The 14,539-nt window shown below is 64.6% G+C and carries 14 protein-coding genes; 7 read left to right on the top strand and 7 right to left on the bottom strand.

Annotation, left to right across the window (positions count from 1 at the left end):
- Positions 1 to 777: 777 nt before the first annotated feature.
- Positions 778 to 1,044, bottom strand: a complete 267-nt coding sequence (rpsT, locus tag E4K64_RS11035) for a 30S ribosomal protein S20 (protein WP_027563963.1) — start codon at positions 1,042 to 1,044, stop codon at positions 778 to 780.
- Between the two features lie 378 nt (positions 1,045 to 1,422).
- On the opposite strand from rpsT, the gene E4K64_RS11030 reads away from it, so the two are divergent.
- The 3 genes from E4K64_RS11030 to E4K64_RS11020 all read left to right on the top strand — a co-directional run bounded on the left by E4K64_RS11030 (position 1,423) and on the right by E4K64_RS11020 (position 3,516).
- Positions 1,423 to 1,740, top strand: a complete 318-nt coding sequence (locus tag E4K64_RS11030; RefSeq protein WP_028139549.1) for a hypothetical protein — start codon at positions 1,423 to 1,425, stop codon at positions 1,738 to 1,740.
- Between the two features lie 174 nt (positions 1,741 to 1,914).
- Entirely contained in the window at positions 1,915 to 2,571 is a 657-nt protein-coding gene (msrA, locus tag E4K64_RS11025; RefSeq protein ID WP_135163532.1) for a peptide-methionine (S)-S-oxide reductase MsrA, read from the top strand.
- Between the two features lie 198 nt (positions 2,572 to 2,769).
- A complete protein-coding gene (locus tag E4K64_RS11020) occupies positions 2,770 to 3,516 on the top strand; it encodes a polysaccharide biosynthesis/export family protein (RefSeq protein WP_135163531.1) in 747 nt (248 codons plus the stop codon).
- Between the two features lie 150 nt (positions 3,517 to 3,666).
- Here the strand turns inward: E4K64_RS11020 and E4K64_RS11015 are convergent, their stop codons facing one another.
- From E4K64_RS11015 to E4K64_RS11000, 4 genes are all read right to left on the bottom strand, one after another.
- Positions 3,667 to 4,149: a hypothetical protein gene (locus E4K64_RS11015; RefSeq protein ID WP_135163530.1), complete on the bottom strand. Its 483-nt coding sequence runs from the start codon at positions 4,147 to 4,149 to the stop codon at positions 3,667 to 3,669.
- A 231-nt stretch (positions 4,150 to 4,380) separates the two neighbouring features.
- Positions 4,381 to 5,052, bottom strand: coding sequence for a dienelactone hydrolase family protein (locus E4K64_RS11010; protein ID WP_135163529.1), 672 nt, complete (start codon positions 5,050 to 5,052; stop codon positions 4,381 to 4,383).
- A 169-nt stretch (positions 5,053 to 5,221) separates the two neighbouring features.
- Entirely contained in the window at positions 5,222 to 5,563 is a 342-nt protein-coding gene (locus tag E4K64_RS11005) for a hypothetical protein (RefSeq protein WP_135163528.1), read from the bottom strand.
- Positions 5,560 to 6,366, bottom strand: a complete 807-nt coding sequence (locus E4K64_RS11000) for an alpha/beta fold hydrolase (RefSeq protein ID WP_135163527.1) — start codon at positions 6,364 to 6,366, stop codon at positions 5,560 to 5,562. Before E4K64_RS11000 ends, E4K64_RS11005 begins: the two co-directional genes overlap by 4 nt.
- Positions 6,367 to 6,700: 334 nt before the next feature.
- On the opposite strand from E4K64_RS11000, the gene E4K64_RS10995 reads away from it, so the two are divergent.
- From E4K64_RS10995 to E4K64_RS10985, 3 genes are all read left to right on the top strand, one after another.
- On the top strand, positions 6,701 to 7,192 hold the full coding sequence (locus E4K64_RS10995) for a (2Fe-2S)-binding protein (RefSeq protein ID WP_135163526.1): 492 nt from the start codon (positions 6,701 to 6,703) through the stop codon (positions 7,190 to 7,192).
- Positions 7,189 to 9,483 carry a xanthine dehydrogenase family protein molybdopterin-binding subunit gene (locus E4K64_RS10990; RefSeq protein ID WP_135163525.1) on the top strand — a complete coding sequence of 765 codons (2,295 nt, stop codon included), beginning with the start codon at positions 7,189 to 7,191 and terminating at the stop codon, positions 9,481 to 9,483. Before E4K64_RS10995 ends, E4K64_RS10990 begins: the two co-directional genes overlap by 4 nt.
- 412 nt (positions 9,484 to 9,895) lie before the next feature.
- Positions 9,896 to 10,990 (top strand): HD-GYP domain-containing protein, encoded by a 1,095-nt coding sequence (locus tag E4K64_RS10985; RefSeq protein ID WP_135163524.1) that lies wholly within the window; start codon positions 9,896 to 9,898, stop codon positions 10,988 to 10,990.
- Between the two features lie 105 nt (positions 10,991 to 11,095).
- Here E4K64_RS10985 and E4K64_RS10980 read toward each other — a convergent pair whose 3' ends face one another.
- Together E4K64_RS10980 and E4K64_RS10975 are read right to left on the bottom strand one after the other, a co-directional pair.
- Positions 11,096 to 12,676 (bottom strand): AMP-binding protein, encoded by a 1,581-nt coding sequence (locus E4K64_RS10980; RefSeq protein WP_135163523.1) that lies wholly within the window; start codon positions 12,674 to 12,676, stop codon positions 11,096 to 11,098.
- Between the two features lie 240 nt (positions 12,677 to 12,916).
- A complete protein-coding gene (locus E4K64_RS10975) occupies positions 12,917 to 13,327 on the bottom strand; it encodes a VOC family protein (RefSeq protein WP_135163522.1) in 411 nt (136 codons plus the stop codon).
- Positions 13,328 to 13,451: 124 nt separating this feature from the next.
- On the opposite strand from E4K64_RS10975, the gene E4K64_RS10970 reads away from it, so the two are divergent.
- Entirely contained in the window at positions 13,452 to 14,426 is a 975-nt protein-coding gene (locus E4K64_RS10970; RefSeq protein ID WP_135163521.1) for a Bug family tripartite tricarboxylate transporter substrate binding protein, read from the top strand.
- Positions 14,427 to 14,539 lie beyond the last annotated feature (113 nt).

Below are 14,539 nucleotides of genomic sequence, written 5' to 3'. Positions count from 1 at the left end.
GGGTTGTGAACCGATATCGCTTTTTGAAGCGTCGCCTACGTGCACACCGCCGCCGATTTGCACGCTCGCCCCGTTTCCTAAACCGCGCTGGTCTGAAGATCGTGGGCGCCGCTGACGACCTAAGGAATACACTAAGCGGAAAGACTCGCAACGAATTGATTCACACTTGAGCCGCCAAAAAAACTTGACGTCGGTTAACGTCGCACGCGACTTGTGCACAGGCTTCGGAGCAAGTTTTTGGATTCGTGCACAGAATCGAGAACGCCGCGCCTCATGTGACAAATCTCCGCCACCGCCAAAATTTTTTAACAAAATCTTCATGCGCCCGACGCGCGGACGAATTTTCCAAATGCTTGCGCTCGCTATGTCGATAAGTGATTAGCGAGACATCGTTTTTTGAGTCTCGTTTCGCAGGGTAACTCCACCGCAAGCTGCATCCCGGTGAATCTACGGTGTGCAGAACTCTGCGCGTGCGGATTCAACTTAGCCCCGCGGCACAGGGGTTTTTCGCCCCGCGGCACAAGGGTTTTCGCAACGCAGTGAAGGTTTGCGCGGTTGCAATGCATCGGCAGGTAGAACTACGGAACTAAGAATGGTGCAGGTCGTGCGAACCTTCCAATCGAGGATCGATCGTGCGTGTCGCCTTCCCATGAATATGCCGGGCAACAAAAAAGCCCGGCGCGATGCCGGGCTGTTTGACGCGTGCGATGCGATCGTTCAGTCGACTGGTCGACCCGCCGTGACTTGCAAGCTGACTTGGCGAGCTTGCTCGCGAGCTTACTTGGCGAGCTTGGCGATCTGCGCGGTGAGGCGCGAGACTTTGCGGCTGGCGTTGTTCTTGTGAATGATGTTGCGCTGCGCGGCACGCATCAAAGCCGGCTCGGCATTCGCCAGCGCCTTCACGGCCGCGGCGCGGTCGCCGGTCGCGATGGCTTCCTCGACGGTCCGCACGGCACCACGCATCTGGGTGCGGCGCGACTTGTTGACGGCGGTGCGGCGGGCGATCTTGCGCGTCGCTTTCTTGGCGGAAGTGGTATTGGCCATGGTCTCAATATCCTTTGCGGGTACCGGTCGCGTCTTGGTCGGGTAGCGCCGGCTTGCTTGACCGCGTAATCGACGCTCGGATTTAGGGTGTTCGGTTGCTGGGCCGTCCCGGGAGCATGAGGCCTCAAAGAGCCCTAAGCTCAAGTGGCCTGCAACTGCTCAAAGAACAGCGGCGGCAGGATTGCGCCCGCCGCCAGTTGGCGCCCTTATAGAGAGGCTCTTCGGCACCGTCAACGCTTTCGGAGCTGGAAAAGCGGCCCCCAGGCGCTCCAGGGGGCACTGTAACGCCCTGAAGAGGTTGAATTTCTACCGTCGCCCGGCTATTGGCTGGCGGCGTTTGTTGAGGTCCTCCGATCGGACGACCATATAAGGTGAGGCATGATCCGCGGCTTTTTCCGACTGATTGGGCTGTTGCTGCTCGCCGGCGGGTTCATCTTCATGGTCTATGACGGCGCCCGCTGGGTGGCCGACCAGACCCTCAAATTCACCCGGTTCGGCCAGTTCTGGAACGACATCAATCAGGCCAGCCAGTCGGCCTTCCGCACCTGGGTCGAGGCCAAGGCGCCGTGGCTCTGGACCTCGGTGATCCGCCTGCTGCTGGATCAGCCGGTCTTTGCCGTCCTCGGCATTCTCGGCATCCTGCTGATGATCCTGTTCCGGCCGCGGAAACCGCTGATCGGCTATTCCCGGGATTGAGCTACAATTCCCGCGGGATTGATCTTTCAGTTCCCGCCGCGATTGAACACTGTGCGCGGCCGTAACGACGCTGCCCACGCTCGCGTAGGTCCCTATATTCCCACCTGATCGCGAGCACGCCGCCTCCAGCATCTGGCTGAGGCGACGGACGGCTCGTTTCGCGGAGACCCAACCATGCTGTTCATGCGCAAGACCACCGCATTGCCGAGCGCAGCTGAGGCGCTGCCCGGCCGCGCGCAGGCCATTCCGACCGCCGCCACCCATTTCGTCAACGGCAGCAGGCTCAAGCCGCCTTATCCCGCCGGCCTCGAAAGGGCGGTGTTCGGGCTTGGCTGCTTCTGGGGCGCCGAGCGCAAATTCTGGCAGCTCGGCGATGGCATCTACACCACCGCGGTGGGCTATGCCGGCGGCCACACGCCGAACCCGACCTATGAAGAGACCTGTTCGGGTCGCACCGGCCACACCGAAGTGGTGCTGGTCGTGTTCGATCCGAACAAGATCTCCTACCAGGCGCTCCTGAAGACGTTCTGGGAGAGCCACGACCCGACGCAGGGCATGCGTCAGGGCAACGACGTCGGCACGCAATACCGAAGCGCGATTTACACCTGTTCCGATGCGCAGCGGAAAGCGGCTGACGAGTCGAAGGCGCTCTATCAGAAGGCGCTCGCCGCAAAAGGCCTCGGTGCCATCACCACCGAGATCGCGCCTTCAGGCGAATTCTATTTCGCCGAGGACTACCATCAGCAATATCTGGCGAAGAACCCCGCCGGCTATTGCGGCCTTGGCGGCACCGGCGTGTCCTGCCCGATCGGCGTCGGTGTGAGCGCGTAAGCCTGCTCCGGGCTCGGTGCGCCTCTCCCGCTTGCGGGAGAGGTCGCATTGCATCGCAGATGCAATGCGGGTGAGGGTTCTTTCCTCTGGGGGAGTGTCCCGTGTTTGCATCGAGCCGCGTCGCGTCACCCCCCGCAAACGCTTTATTAACCATAACCGGTGCATCACTGGAGCTGTCTCGTTTCGAGGGATAGTCCGGTGCCAGTTGCACGCGCGTTTCGATCGTCGATCTCGGCAGTGGCCCTGGCAGCGTCCGCCGCGCTGACCCTTGGCGGCTGCATGCAGACCGCCGGCCCCGTCGCGGTCATGCCACCGCGCGCCGACCTCGATTCCATGGCCTATGGCCAGCCTTACAATGCGCCGCAGCCGGTTGTCGTCGCCGACGGCGGCGGCGCCATCGGCGCGCTGCGCACCTCCTTTGCCTCGTCGCCCGCCCCCATGCCGGTCGGCTACGCCGCGCCGATGGCGGCGCCGGTGCGCTATGACGCCTCCTACCATCTCGACGCCGGCGACAAGCTCCGCGTCGTCGTCTACGGCCAGGAAGGTCTCACCAACAGCTACGCCATCGATGCCGGCGGCTCCATCACCATGCCGCTGATCGGCGCGGTGCCGGCCCGCGGCCGCACCACCGCCGGACTTGCCGGCGAGATCGCCGCGCGGCTGCGCAACGGCTACATCCGCGAGCCCTCGGTCGCGGTGGAGATCGAGGCCTATCGTCCGTTCTTCATTCTCGGCGAAGTCACCGCACCCGGCCAATATCCTTACGTGCCGAACATGACGGTCGAGAGCGCGGTCGCGATCGCCGGCGGCTTTTCGCCCCGCGCCAAGCGCGACGTGGTCACGGTGACCCACACCGAGCGGGGCGGATCCATGCGCGCCGTGGTGCCGCTCGGCACGCCCTTGAATCCCGGCGACACCGTATTCGTCGGCGAGCGCTGGTTCTAGTTTCAGCCCAACTCTCTCTTCTCGTCATTCCGGGGCGCGCCTAAGCGCGAACCCGGAATCCATTTCTCTACCGACTCTGCCTCGCGATGGATTCCGGGCCTGCGCCTGTCGGCGCATCCCGGAATGACGGCGGGGGATGTCGCGCAACTCCTACCTCCGAAAATCCAGCCGCCCGTTCGGAAAACATCCGTCGATCCTGTTGGCGTCGATCACGCGGCCGACCCATGGCCGCGTGATCGCCGGCGTGGTCAGGTTGATGTATTTCCCGACCAGACGAGCTGCGCCGTCGCGCGCGGCCTCGATCAGCCCGTGCCGGCGGCCATTGTCCCAGTCGAAGCGCAGATAGACCCGGCCGGCCGCGATGCGGATGTCCGCGCGCCCCTGTTTCCACCTGTCCGGCGTATCGCCGGCAATGGTCGGATCGGCCCCGCCATTCCAGCGGCTCGCCCATATGCCTTCGAGCGGATCGGACGGCGCTGCGATCGCTGCCCACGCCGCCGCATTGCCGTCGGCCGCATCACTGGGCAGCGAGGCCGTCGCGGCATAATCCATCACCTCGGAATCGTCGGGTGAGGGCACGTCCATGGTTCCGAACGGATTGCGGATGACGAGATGCGTGATGGATTGCTGCATGGCGAGTTCCCGGCGAGAGGTGGCTTGATCAGCCAACTCTATCGGCGCGCGTCATCATGCAACCACCCGATTCCTGCTTTGGAGGCAGGCGCAACTCTCTCCCCGGTCATTCCGGGGCGCGCGTTAGCGCGAACCCGGAATCCATCGCGCCGCTATCGCTGACGCTCGATGGATTCCGGGCCTGCGCCTATCGGCGCATCCCGGAATGACAAGAGGAAGGAGACGCGCGCCTTACGTCAAATGCTTCGCAAAAAATTCCATGCTGCGCGGCCAGGCGATGTCGGCGCTGGCCTTGTCGTAGCTGGCGCGCTCGTCGCAATGGAAACCGTGCTGCGCGCCCGGATAGATGAAGACCTCCACCTCCGGCCGTTTCGACTTGATGGTCTCGACGTCGGTCAAGGGGATGCCCGCATCCTTCTCGCCGAAATGCAATTGCGTCGGCACCTTCGGCGTCTCGTCGGCAAAGCGAACGACGGCGCCGCCGTAATAGCCGATCGCGGCCTTCAGGCCGGTCAATCGCGTCGCGGCGACGAAGGCGATGCTGCCGCCCAGGCAAAAGCCGATGATGCCGACCGGGCCGATGCTCTTCACCGCATCGATCGCCGCCTGCGTGTCGCGCAGCATCGCAGCCCAGTCCGGGTTGGCGACGAACTTGCGCGCTTCGGCGATCTCGTCGGGCGAATAGCCCGACTGGAAGTTCGGTGCGGTCCGGTCGAAGATCGACGGCGCGACCGCGACATAGCCTTCCCCGGCGAGGCGGTCGCAGACCGCGCGGATGTGGTGATTGACGCCAAAGATCTCCTGGATCACCACCACCGCGCCCTTCGACGCAGCCGAGGGATCAGCGCGATAGGCGCCGAGCTGGAAATTGTCGGAGGCCGTCAGTTTGATGTCCTGTCCCACGCGGGTTGTCCTTGATGGTTGGTCGTTGATCGAGAATTCGCTCGTTCCACAAACTCGTCATGCCCGGGCTTGTCCCGGGCATCCACGTCTTCGTTTCCGAGCGAGAAGAACGTGGATGGCCGGGACAAGCCCGGCCACGACGATCCGGACGTGTCGGCGCACGACGCTCTCACTCCCACATCCAGTTCTCGCCGTAATCCTCCTTCCATCCCGCCAGCCGTCCGTGGCGGAATTGCAGGAACAGGCGGTGACGGTAAGGGACCAGTCCGCTGCCGCCGATGTTGCGCAGCGCGAGATAGATCTCGTTGCCGGGACGTCCGCGCACATATTGCAGCGGCTGCCCGAGGGCGCGGGCGGTCTGCTCGGCGTCCATGCCGAAGGCGAGCGGAATGTTGTTGGACAAGGTCGCGACGAAGGGCCGGCGCGACGGCACCGCGCCGAACGGCTCGGCCGGCGCCGCCGACGACAGCAGCGTCGCCATTGCGCCCGCCGCGAAGATCGCTCGCATCATGGTCTTGCGTCCCGGATTGCCTGGCCTATGCCGGCAAGTTCTTCAGGCAAGTTCTTCAGGAAAGGCGCGACGGCGTCAACAAAAGCCTTGGGCTGATCGATGTTGACGGCGTGTCCGGCAGCGGGGATCACGACCTTTTGTGCCCCCGGGATTTTTGCGGCCATGTAGTCGGATGCGGCCAGGAACGGCGTGTCGTCGGCGCCGACCACGATCAGCGAGGGCGCCTTGATGTCGGGCAGCAGCTCGATCACGCGGGCATCGCGCTGGGTCAGCATGCCGCGTGCGGCGAGCGCCAGTCCCTTGGCGTTGCGATGACTGGCGGCGGCGCGCTCGCGCGTTGCCGACTTCAGGACGTCGAGGCCTTCGCGATCGAGCCTGTCGGCGGTGGCGAGCGCCCGCGCATTCCAGGCCTCGCGCGCGTCGTCCTTCTTGAAGCCCGGCCCGGTGTCGATGATCAGCAGCGCGCGCGTCCGCTCCGGATGGGCGCGATAGAACGCGAGCGACATGTAGCCGCCGAGCGAGAGCCCGCCGATGATCGCGCGCTCCGCACCGGCCGCATCGAGGATCGCCGCCATGTCGCCGACCGTGAGCGCTTCGCTGTACGCCCTGGGATCATCGGGATAGTCGGACTGGCCGTGGCCGCGCATGTCCCACAGGATCAGCTTGTGCTCCCTGGCGAGCGCATCGACCTGGCCATGCCACATCGCCGACGTCGAGGAATAGCCATGGGTGAGCAGCAGCGGCGCTCCCTCGCCGTGAACCTCGTAATGGATATTGACGCCGTCCCGATTGATCCCAGGCATTGCTTCCGATCCTTTCTCGTTTCTTGTTCTCGCGAGCCGTAGCGACGGGGTGGCGCTTATACTCTAACGCGCCAAGTTACCTGGAAGAAACTGCCTGAGTGCAATGGCACGCATAGCCGACGACGCTCTCTGTTGCGTCCAGTCGCTGCACCAGCCCATTCTCGCAACGCACAACGTCGCGACGGCGCGCTTGTTTCAACTCGTTCCAAATTGCATTTGCCACGGCAACCGAACGCGATCATTCTTGCGGCCAAGGCTGGCGCCAGCCCGGTGGGCGTCCGCCATTCAAGTTGCCGCCGTAAGCGGCTTCATGCACCGGCAGGGGAAGACGCCTATGCCAACTCTCACCATCAACGGGCGGAGTCTGTCCGTGGATGCGGCGAACGACACGCCGCTCCTCTGGGCGATCCGCGAGCAATTGCAGATGACCGGCACCAAGTTCGGCTGCGGTGCCGGGCTGTGCGGCGCTTGCACCGTGCATGTCAACGGCGAAGCCGTGCGCTCGTGCCAGACCATGGTCGGCGACGTCGCCGGCAAGAAGATCACCACCATCGAAGGCCTCTCCGCCAAGGGCGATCATCCCTTGCAGAAGGCATGGATCGCCGAGCAGGTGCCGCAATGCGGCTATTGCCAGTCCGGCCAGATCATGCAGGCGGCCTCGCTGCTCGCAAAGAATCCCAATCCGACCAAGGAAGAGGTCGTGGCGCATATGGACGGCAATCTCTGCCGTTGCATGACCTATTCGCGGATCCAGAAGGCGATCATGCGCGCCGCATCCGAGATGCGCACCGCATCGGCCACCTCCAACGAGCGGAGGCCCACATGAACGAGCATGTCAAGAACCTGACACCTGAGACAGCCGATCTCAGCCGCCGCTCCTTCCTCGTCGGTACTGCCGCGACCGGCCTCGTGCTCGGTTATGCCGGCGTGCCCGGCATCGATGCTGCGGCGGCCGCGGCACCCGCCAATTTCGAGCCGAGCGTCTGGTATGCGATCTCGCCGGACGGTCTCGTCACCGTGACCTGCGGCAAGGCCGACATGGGCCAGCACATCGCCTCGACGATGGCGCAGATCGTCTGTGAGGAGCTCGGCGCGAAGTGGAGCGACATGCGCGTGCAGCTCGCCTCCAACGACCCCAAGTTCAACGATCCGGTCCTGGGAGCGCAGATCACCGGCGGCAGCTGGTCGACCATGATGAATTTCGAGGCGATGAGTCGGGCCGGTGCGGCCGGCCGCATCGCCTTGACCGAGGCCGCGGCGGCAGCCATGGGCCTGCCACCTTACTTCAAGGACCAGCTCATCGTCCGCGACTCCGTGATCTCGCATCCGAAGTCGAAGAAGCAGATGAGCTTTGCCGAAATCGTCAAGAGCGGCAAGGCAACCAAGACCTTCACGCCGGACGAGCTCAAGGCGATCAAGCTGAAGACGCCGGATCAATACACTATGATCGGCGTCTCGGTGCCGCAGCTCGACATCCCCTCTAAAACCAACGGCACGGCCAAATACGGCATCGACGTGATGCTGCCAGGCATGGCCTACGGCAAGGTGGTGACCCCGCCGGTGCGCTTCGGCGCCACGGTGAAATCGGTCGACGACAGCGAAGCCAAGAAAGTGCCCGGCTTCATGAAGGCCGTCGTCCTCGACGACAAGACCGGAACCACGTCCGGCTGGGTCGTCGCGGTTGCCAACACCTACGCCAATGCCCGCAAGGCGGCGGACGCGCTGAAGATCGCCTATGACAGCGGTCCGAACGCCAAGCTGTCGAGCCAGTCGCTGCTGGATGAAGCCAAGCGGCTTCAGGGCTTGGAGGATTCCGGCCAGTTCTTCGTCAAGGACGGCGATCCCAATGCGGCGTTCGGCTCGGCGGCGAAAGTGGTCGAGGCCGAGTACACCACCAGCATCAACATCCATGCGCCGCTGGAGCCGATGAACGCCACCGCGGAGTTCAAGGGCGACATCCTGCACATCTATTCCGGCAACCAGTTCGCGACGCGCTCCGGCGCGATCGCGGCGGGCGCAGCTGGGATCGATCCGAAATTCGTCGTGATGCATCAGCATTGGCTGGGCGGCGGTTTCGGCCGCAGACTCGATGCCGACATGATGATTCCGGCCGTGCAGGCGGCGAAGGCGGTCGGCAAGCCGGTCAAGGTGATCTACTCGCGCGAGAACGACATGACGATGGATTTCTCGCGGCCGCTCACCTACCAGAAAGTGAAGGCTGGCGTGGACGGTGACGGCAAGCTCATCGCGATCAGCCACGATGTGGTCTCGGCCTGGCCGACCGCTCGCTGGGGAATTCCGGATTTCCTCACGCCCTCGGTCGACAAGAAGGGCCCGCTCGACAGCTTCACGGTCAATGGCGCGGATTTCTTCTACACCGTGCCCAACCATTATGTGCGCGCGATCAAGAACGAGCTCGCGCACAATGCGACGCCCTCCGGCCAGCTCCGCTCGGTGGCACCAGGCTGGACCTTCTGGGCGGTCGAAAGCATGATCGACGAGATCGCCGCTGCCACGGGCAAGGATCCCGCGCAGTTCCGCATCTCGCTGCTCGACGGCGCCGGCAAGAACGACGGCGGCGCACAGCGCTTACGCAACACGCTGCTCGCCGCGATGGGCCTGTCAGGCTACGGCACCCGGCAATTGCCGAAAGGCGAGGGCATGGGGGTTGCCTGCGTCTCGTCGCAGGAGCGCGCGACCGCGAGCTGGACAGCCTGCGTCGCCCATGTCGCGGTGGCGCCGTCGGGCGAGGTGACCGTGAAGAAGCTCACGGTCGCAACCGACGTCGGCACGCAGGTGCATCCCGACAACATCCGCGCCCAGGTCGAGGGCGCGGCGCTGTGGGGGCTGTCGCTGGCGATGTACGAGAAGGCGACGCTGAAGGACGGTGGCATCGAGCAGACCAATTTCGATAGCTACCGGCCCTTGCGCATGAGCCAGACGCCCGAGGTCGCCGTTGCCGTCATCGCCAATGGCGACAAGGCCACCGGTGTCGGCGAGCCCGCGGTGACCGTGGTCGCGCCCGCCATCGGCAACGCCATCTTCAACGCCAGCGGCGCCCGCATCCGCGCGCTGCCGATCACGGCGGAGGCGGTGAAGGCGAGCATGAAGGCGTAAGGCCGGCTGCGATTGCCGAATGAGATGATCCGCCGGAGGGAAACCTCCGGCGGATTTATTTCGGGAGATCGTCTCCACAATCTCAGTGTCATGCTCCGCGGAAGCGGGGCATCCAGTACGCCGCGGCTTTTCGGTTCCAGCCGAGCCGTCCCGGCGTACTGGGTCGCCCGGCCAAGCCGGGCGACGACATCGGGGGATGGGGGAAGGGCGAAAAATTTCCCCGTGTTTTCAATGCCCTTCTACTGTGCATGGGGTTGTTTTCGCGGTTTTGAAGTTCCCGCCTGCAGGGAACCCAAATCCCTAAAATTGCACCGAATTCCCCAAGGTCCCATTGAGCACGCCTCTTAAGGGCCAGAGAACCTGATCCGGCTTAGGCTCATGCCAAATCCCAATCCCATGCCTTGGGGAAGCCATGAACGCGCCAGCTAAATCCGCCGCCAAACGCCGGCTTCTGCTCGCCTCCGACCGGAGCGACGAGAGCTCCGAGCTCGCCAGCATCCTGAAGGCGGTCGGCGACGTCTCGACGGTGACGACGCAGGACATCCCCGAAAAACCCTCGCGCGATCTCTCCGGCCTCGTGGTCGACATTAACCTGCGCTCGCCCGAGAGCGTGCAGCGGGTGCGCAACAAGCTGCGCGGCGATGCCTATCGCTCGATGCCGCGGCTGTTCGTGCTCGCCGACGCGCTGCATCACGGCACCATGCAGGCGTGGGCGCTGGGCGCCACCGACACCATTTCGCGGCCGCTCCAGGCCGACGCCATCCTGCAGCGCATCCGCGCCGCCTTCCCGGACACCGCCGTCTATGACGCGACCGACCGCGGCAAGACGCTCAACCGCGGCGTCGAGGCGGCGCATGCGGTGCTGGCGAAGATGTTCGAGAAGCTGCCGCTCGGCGTGCCCCTGACCTTCGACGACGTCATCGCGGCGGAAAGCAAGATCCTGAAGGCGATCAGGCATTCCTCGCTGCGCGAATGGCTCACCACGGTGGGCTGCCATCATGTAGGCAGCTATCGTCACTGCCTGTTCGTCACCGGCTTCGCGGTCGCCTTCGCGCAGCATCTCGGCATGCGCGAGGACGACCAGCGCCGCCTCGTCCGCGCCGCGCTGCTGCACGACGTCGGCAAGGCCTTCGTTCCCTCCGCGCTGCTCGACAAGCCCGGCAAGCTCACCGACGAGGAGATGGCCGAGGTCCGCCAGCATCCGCGCCGCGGCTACGACGCGCTTGCCGCCCAGGGCGGCTTCCCGCCGGAGATGCTCGACGTGATCCTGCATCACCACGAATTTCTCGACGGCAGCGGCTATCCGAACGGCCTGTCGTCGAACCAGATCAGCGACATCGTGCGTCTGACGACGATCGTCGACATCTACGCCGCGCTGGTCGAGAAACGCGCTTACCGCATGCCGTTCACGCATTCGCGTGCGTTCACCATGATGGAAGGCATGAACGGCAAGCTGGACCAGCAGCTGCTGCAGGCGTTCCGCCCGGTGGCGCTGGGGTCGTTTTAGTTCTGTGCCGTAGGGTGGATTAGCCGAAGGCGTAATCCACCGAACTTCGTTCGGCATTCTCTGAAGCATGGTGGGTTACGCCTTCGGCTAACCCACCCTGCGCGCTCACCCCACCATCTTCCGCAGCTCCGCCTTCGCCACCTTCTCCAGCGTCGAGCGCGGCATGTCGTCGACCAGCCTGATCTCGCGCGGCACCTTGAAGTCGGCAAGGCTTTTGCGGCAGGCTTCCATCACGCGCTCGGGCAGATCCGGCGCGGCGCCGGCGACACCGCCCTGCGGGATAATGAAGACCACAGGCACCTCGTCCAGCATCGGGTGCGACTTCGCCACCACGGCGGCCTCGCGCACGCCTGGCACCAGCGCGATCACCTGCTCGATCTCGGAGGCTGCGACGTTCTCGCCGCCGACCTTCAACATGTCCTTGGCGCGGTCGCCGAACTTGATGTAGCCGTTCTGCAGCCGCTCGACGCGGTCGCCGGTGAGGAAGAAGCCGTGCTCGTCGAAGCTGTCGCGCGTCGCTGTCTCATTGTGCAGATATTCGGCGAACAGCGACAGGCCGGGGATGCCCTTGATCGACAGATTGCCGGTGCCGCCGACCTCGGTCGGCCTTCCGTCGTCGTCGGTGATGCGGATTTCATATTCGGGAGCGGCGCGCCCGATCGACATCGGGATGTTGGGCTGGTCGACCTCGCCGACGATGCCGTGGGTGATGGTCTCGGTCATGCCCCACCAGCCGATGACCTTGACGCCGAAGCCGGCAAAGGTCGGCGGCTCGTTGATCGCCGAGCCCCACAGGCGGAATTTGTGGTCCTTCGGGGTCTCCTGCTCGAGCAGCGCCTTCATGCAGAACGGGATGGTCGAGGTCCAGGTCGCGCCGTGCTCGCGCGCGACGCCCCAGAAGCGGCTCGCCGAGAAGCGCGGCTGGATCACGCAAGTCGCCCCGACCCACAGCGTCGCCAGCATGGAATAGGCCAGCGCGTTGGTATGGAACAGCGGCAGATAGGCCTGATGCACGTCGCTCGCATGCAGGTCCTCGTGCGCGGCGTTGATCTTGGCGCCCCACAGCGCGTTGGCGTGGGTCCACAGCACCGCCTTGGGCCGCGAGGTCGTGCCCGAGGTGTATTGGACGCTGCATGGCGCGAACGGATCGGTCGGGCGTTTCGGACGGTCGGCGCTGTCGGCGAACAGGGATTCAAAGCTGTCGCCGCGCGAGGCCGCTTGCGCAGGGGTTGCGCCCGCATCATGCGAGGTCACCGCCAGCCAGCTTATGTTGCGGCAGTTCTGCGCGACGATCTCCGCATAGGCCGGCTGCGTGATCGCGGCGACCGCGCCGCAATGATCGGCAAAATACGCGATCTCGGCCGGCGCCGAGCGGGTGTTGGTGGTGACCGCGATGGCCCCCAGCTCGACACAGGCAAACCAGGCCAGCATCGCCTCGATGCAATTGTCCAGATGAATGAGCACATATTCGCCCGGCTTCACGCCGCGCCGTGCCAGCCCCGCCGCCAGCGCGCCGACCCGGTCGTGAAACTCGCCATAGCTCCAGCGCCGCGCCGGCGCATCGAACGGCGCCCAGATCAGGAACGGATGATCGCGCCGGACCTCGGCGCGCATCCTGAGCAACCATGGCACGTCGAGCCCGTCGAACGGGCTCACGATTCCGGCGGTGGCTTGTCGAACTGGCATGGCTTCCTCCCGTGCAGCCTGCATCTTGATGGCGGCTGTCTCTCGATGATTGCGTCTTCCTGCCATCGGATGACGCCGGGAGCAAATCCGGGGGCGTATGTCGTCCGCGCTCCCTCGGCCGTCATTGCGAGCAAAGGGAAGCAATACAGACTGTCTCCGCCGAAACCGGCCTGGATTGCTTCGTCGCAAGCGCTCCTCGCAATGACGGCGTTTGGGGCGGGCGGTGCGGTCCTATCGGCCTCAATCCTCGTACGACGAAATCTCGATCAGGCTGCCATCCGGATCCCGGCAATAGACCGAGCGCAGCGTGCCGCGTGCGCCCTGCCGCGGGCCTGGTCCGGCCTCGATGGCAACGCCATGTGCATTCAGATGCGCCACCACCTCGTCCGGGGTGGCCGAGGTGAGGAAGCACAGATCCTCGCTGCCGGCGGTGGGGTGGTCGGCTGTGAACCACTCCACCCTGTCGGCATCGCGTTGTCGGACGTTGATCCTCTGGTTACCGAATTGAAGGAAAGTCCGCGGCGCTTTGCCGCCGCCGGGATCGAACAGCTTGACTTCCATGCCGAGAATCTTGCGGAACCACTCCGCCGTCGCCGCGACGTCGCGGACATTGATCACGAGATGATCCAGGGCGTGAACCTTGACCGGCATGTCTCATCCTTTCGTCGTGATGCGCCTCGCGCACTTTCCGCCTGCGGCAAGCTTTGTTACAACCCCGCCGACGCCGGGTTCAAGCGATCTGGCTTCAAGAACAACACTTGGGAGAACCCTTGAGATGATCACTCGCCGTACCGCGCTGGGCCTGCTCGCCGCCAGTCCGCTTGCAGCCACCCCGCTGTCGAAGGCTCTTGCCGCCGATTATCCGGCCCGGCCCGTGAAATGGGTGGTCGGCTATCCGCCGGGCGGCGCCACCGACATCCTGGCACGACTGATCGGGCAGCGGCTTTCGGAAAAGCTCGGCCAGCAATTCGTGATCGAGAACAAGCCGGGTGCCGGCAACAACATCGCGACCGAATCGGTCATCAATGCCGAGCCCGATGGCTACACGCTGCAGATGGTCAATCCGGCCAACTACATCAACGCCTCGCTCTACACCAACCTGAAGTTCAACTTCGTGCGCGACATCGCGCCGATCGCCTCGTTCCAGCGCGTGCCGAACGTGATGACCGTCAACAAGGACGTGCCGGCCAAGAACGTCGCCGAGTTCATCGAATATGTGAAGGCCAATCCCGGCAAGGTCAACATGGCCTCGTCCGGCAACGGCACCTCGGTGCATCTGTCCGGCGAGATGTTCATGGCCATGACCGGCTGCAAGATGCAGCACGTGCCCTATCGCGGCGCGGCACCCGCGATCACCGACATGCTCGGCGGCCAGGTGCAGGTGATCTTCGACAACATGCCCTCGATCATCCAGCACATCCGCTCCGGCTCGCTTCGTGCGATCGGCGTCACCACGGCGGAGCGCTCGCCGCAATTGCCCGACGTGCAGACGGTCGCCGAGACCGTGAAGGGCTACGAGGCCAGCGCGCTGTTCGGCATGGGCGCGCCGAAGAACACGCCGAAGGACATCATCGCCAAGCTCAACGCCGAGGTCAACGCGCTGATCAAGGAGCCCGACATGGCCAAGCGTCTGGTCGAGCTCGGCGGCGAGCCGCGGGCGCAGACTCCGGAAGCGTTCGGCGAGGAGATCAAGGCTGAGACCGAGAAGTGGAAGAAGGTGGTCGAGTTCGCCGGCCTGAAGGTCGAATAGCGATCTTGTGACGACCGGGAATGGAGCCCTGCCGTTTGGCAGGGCTTATTTCTTGCGCACTCTGTTTCGTGCAACCGCCGCCGCGGCGCGCGCGGCCTGTCGCGCCGTATTGG

This window comes from Bradyrhizobium frederickii, from assembly GCF_004570865.1.
Taxonomy (GTDB): domain Bacteria; phylum Pseudomonadota; class Alphaproteobacteria; order Rhizobiales; family Xanthobacteraceae; genus Bradyrhizobium; species Bradyrhizobium frederickii.
The sequence above is the reverse complement of the archived record's forward strand: the minus strand, read 5'-3'. Positions and strand labels throughout refer to the sequence as shown.

Coding starts and splice junctions, on each gene's coding strand:
- E4K64_RS10990 (WP_135163525.1), top strand. CDS start 7,189: ATGAACGAGCATGTCAAGAACCTGACACCTGAGACAGCCGATCTCAGC.
- rpsT (WP_027563963.1), bottom strand. CDS start 1,044: ATGGCCAATACCACTTCCGCCAAGAAAGCGACGCGCAAGATCGCCCGC.
- msrA (WP_135163532.1), top strand. CDS start 1,915: ATGCTGTTCATGCGCAAGACCACCGCATTGCCGAGCGCAGCTGAGGCG.
- E4K64_RS11005 (WP_135163528.1), bottom strand. CDS start 5,563: ATGATGCGAGCGATCTTCGCGGCGGGCGCAATGGCGACGCTGCTGTCG.
- E4K64_RS11000 (WP_135163527.1), bottom strand. CDS start 6,366: ATGCCTGGGATCAATCGGGACGGCGTCAATATCCATTACGAGGTTCAC.
- E4K64_RS10970 (WP_135163521.1), top strand. CDS start 13,452: ATGATCACTCGCCGTACCGCGCTGGGCCTGCTCGCCGCCAGTCCGCTT.
- E4K64_RS10975 (WP_135163522.1), bottom strand. CDS start 13,327: ATGCCGGTCAAGGTTCACGCCCTGGATCATCTCGTGATCAATGTCCGC.
- E4K64_RS11030 (WP_028139549.1), top strand. CDS start 1,423: ATGATCCGCGGCTTTTTCCGACTGATTGGGCTGTTGCTGCTCGCCGGC.
- E4K64_RS11015 (WP_135163530.1), bottom strand. CDS start 4,149: ATGCAGCAATCCATCACGCATCTCGTCATCCGCAATCCGTTCGGAACC.
- E4K64_RS10985 (WP_135163524.1), top strand. CDS start 9,896: ATGAACGCGCCAGCTAAATCCGCCGCCAAACGCCGGCTTCTGCTCGCC.
- E4K64_RS10995 (WP_135163526.1), top strand. CDS start 6,701: ATGCCAACTCTCACCATCAACGGGCGGAGTCTGTCCGTGGATGCGGCG.
- E4K64_RS10980 (WP_135163523.1), bottom strand. CDS start 12,676: ATGCCAGTTCGACAAGCCACCGCCGGAATCGTGAGCCCGTTCGACGGG.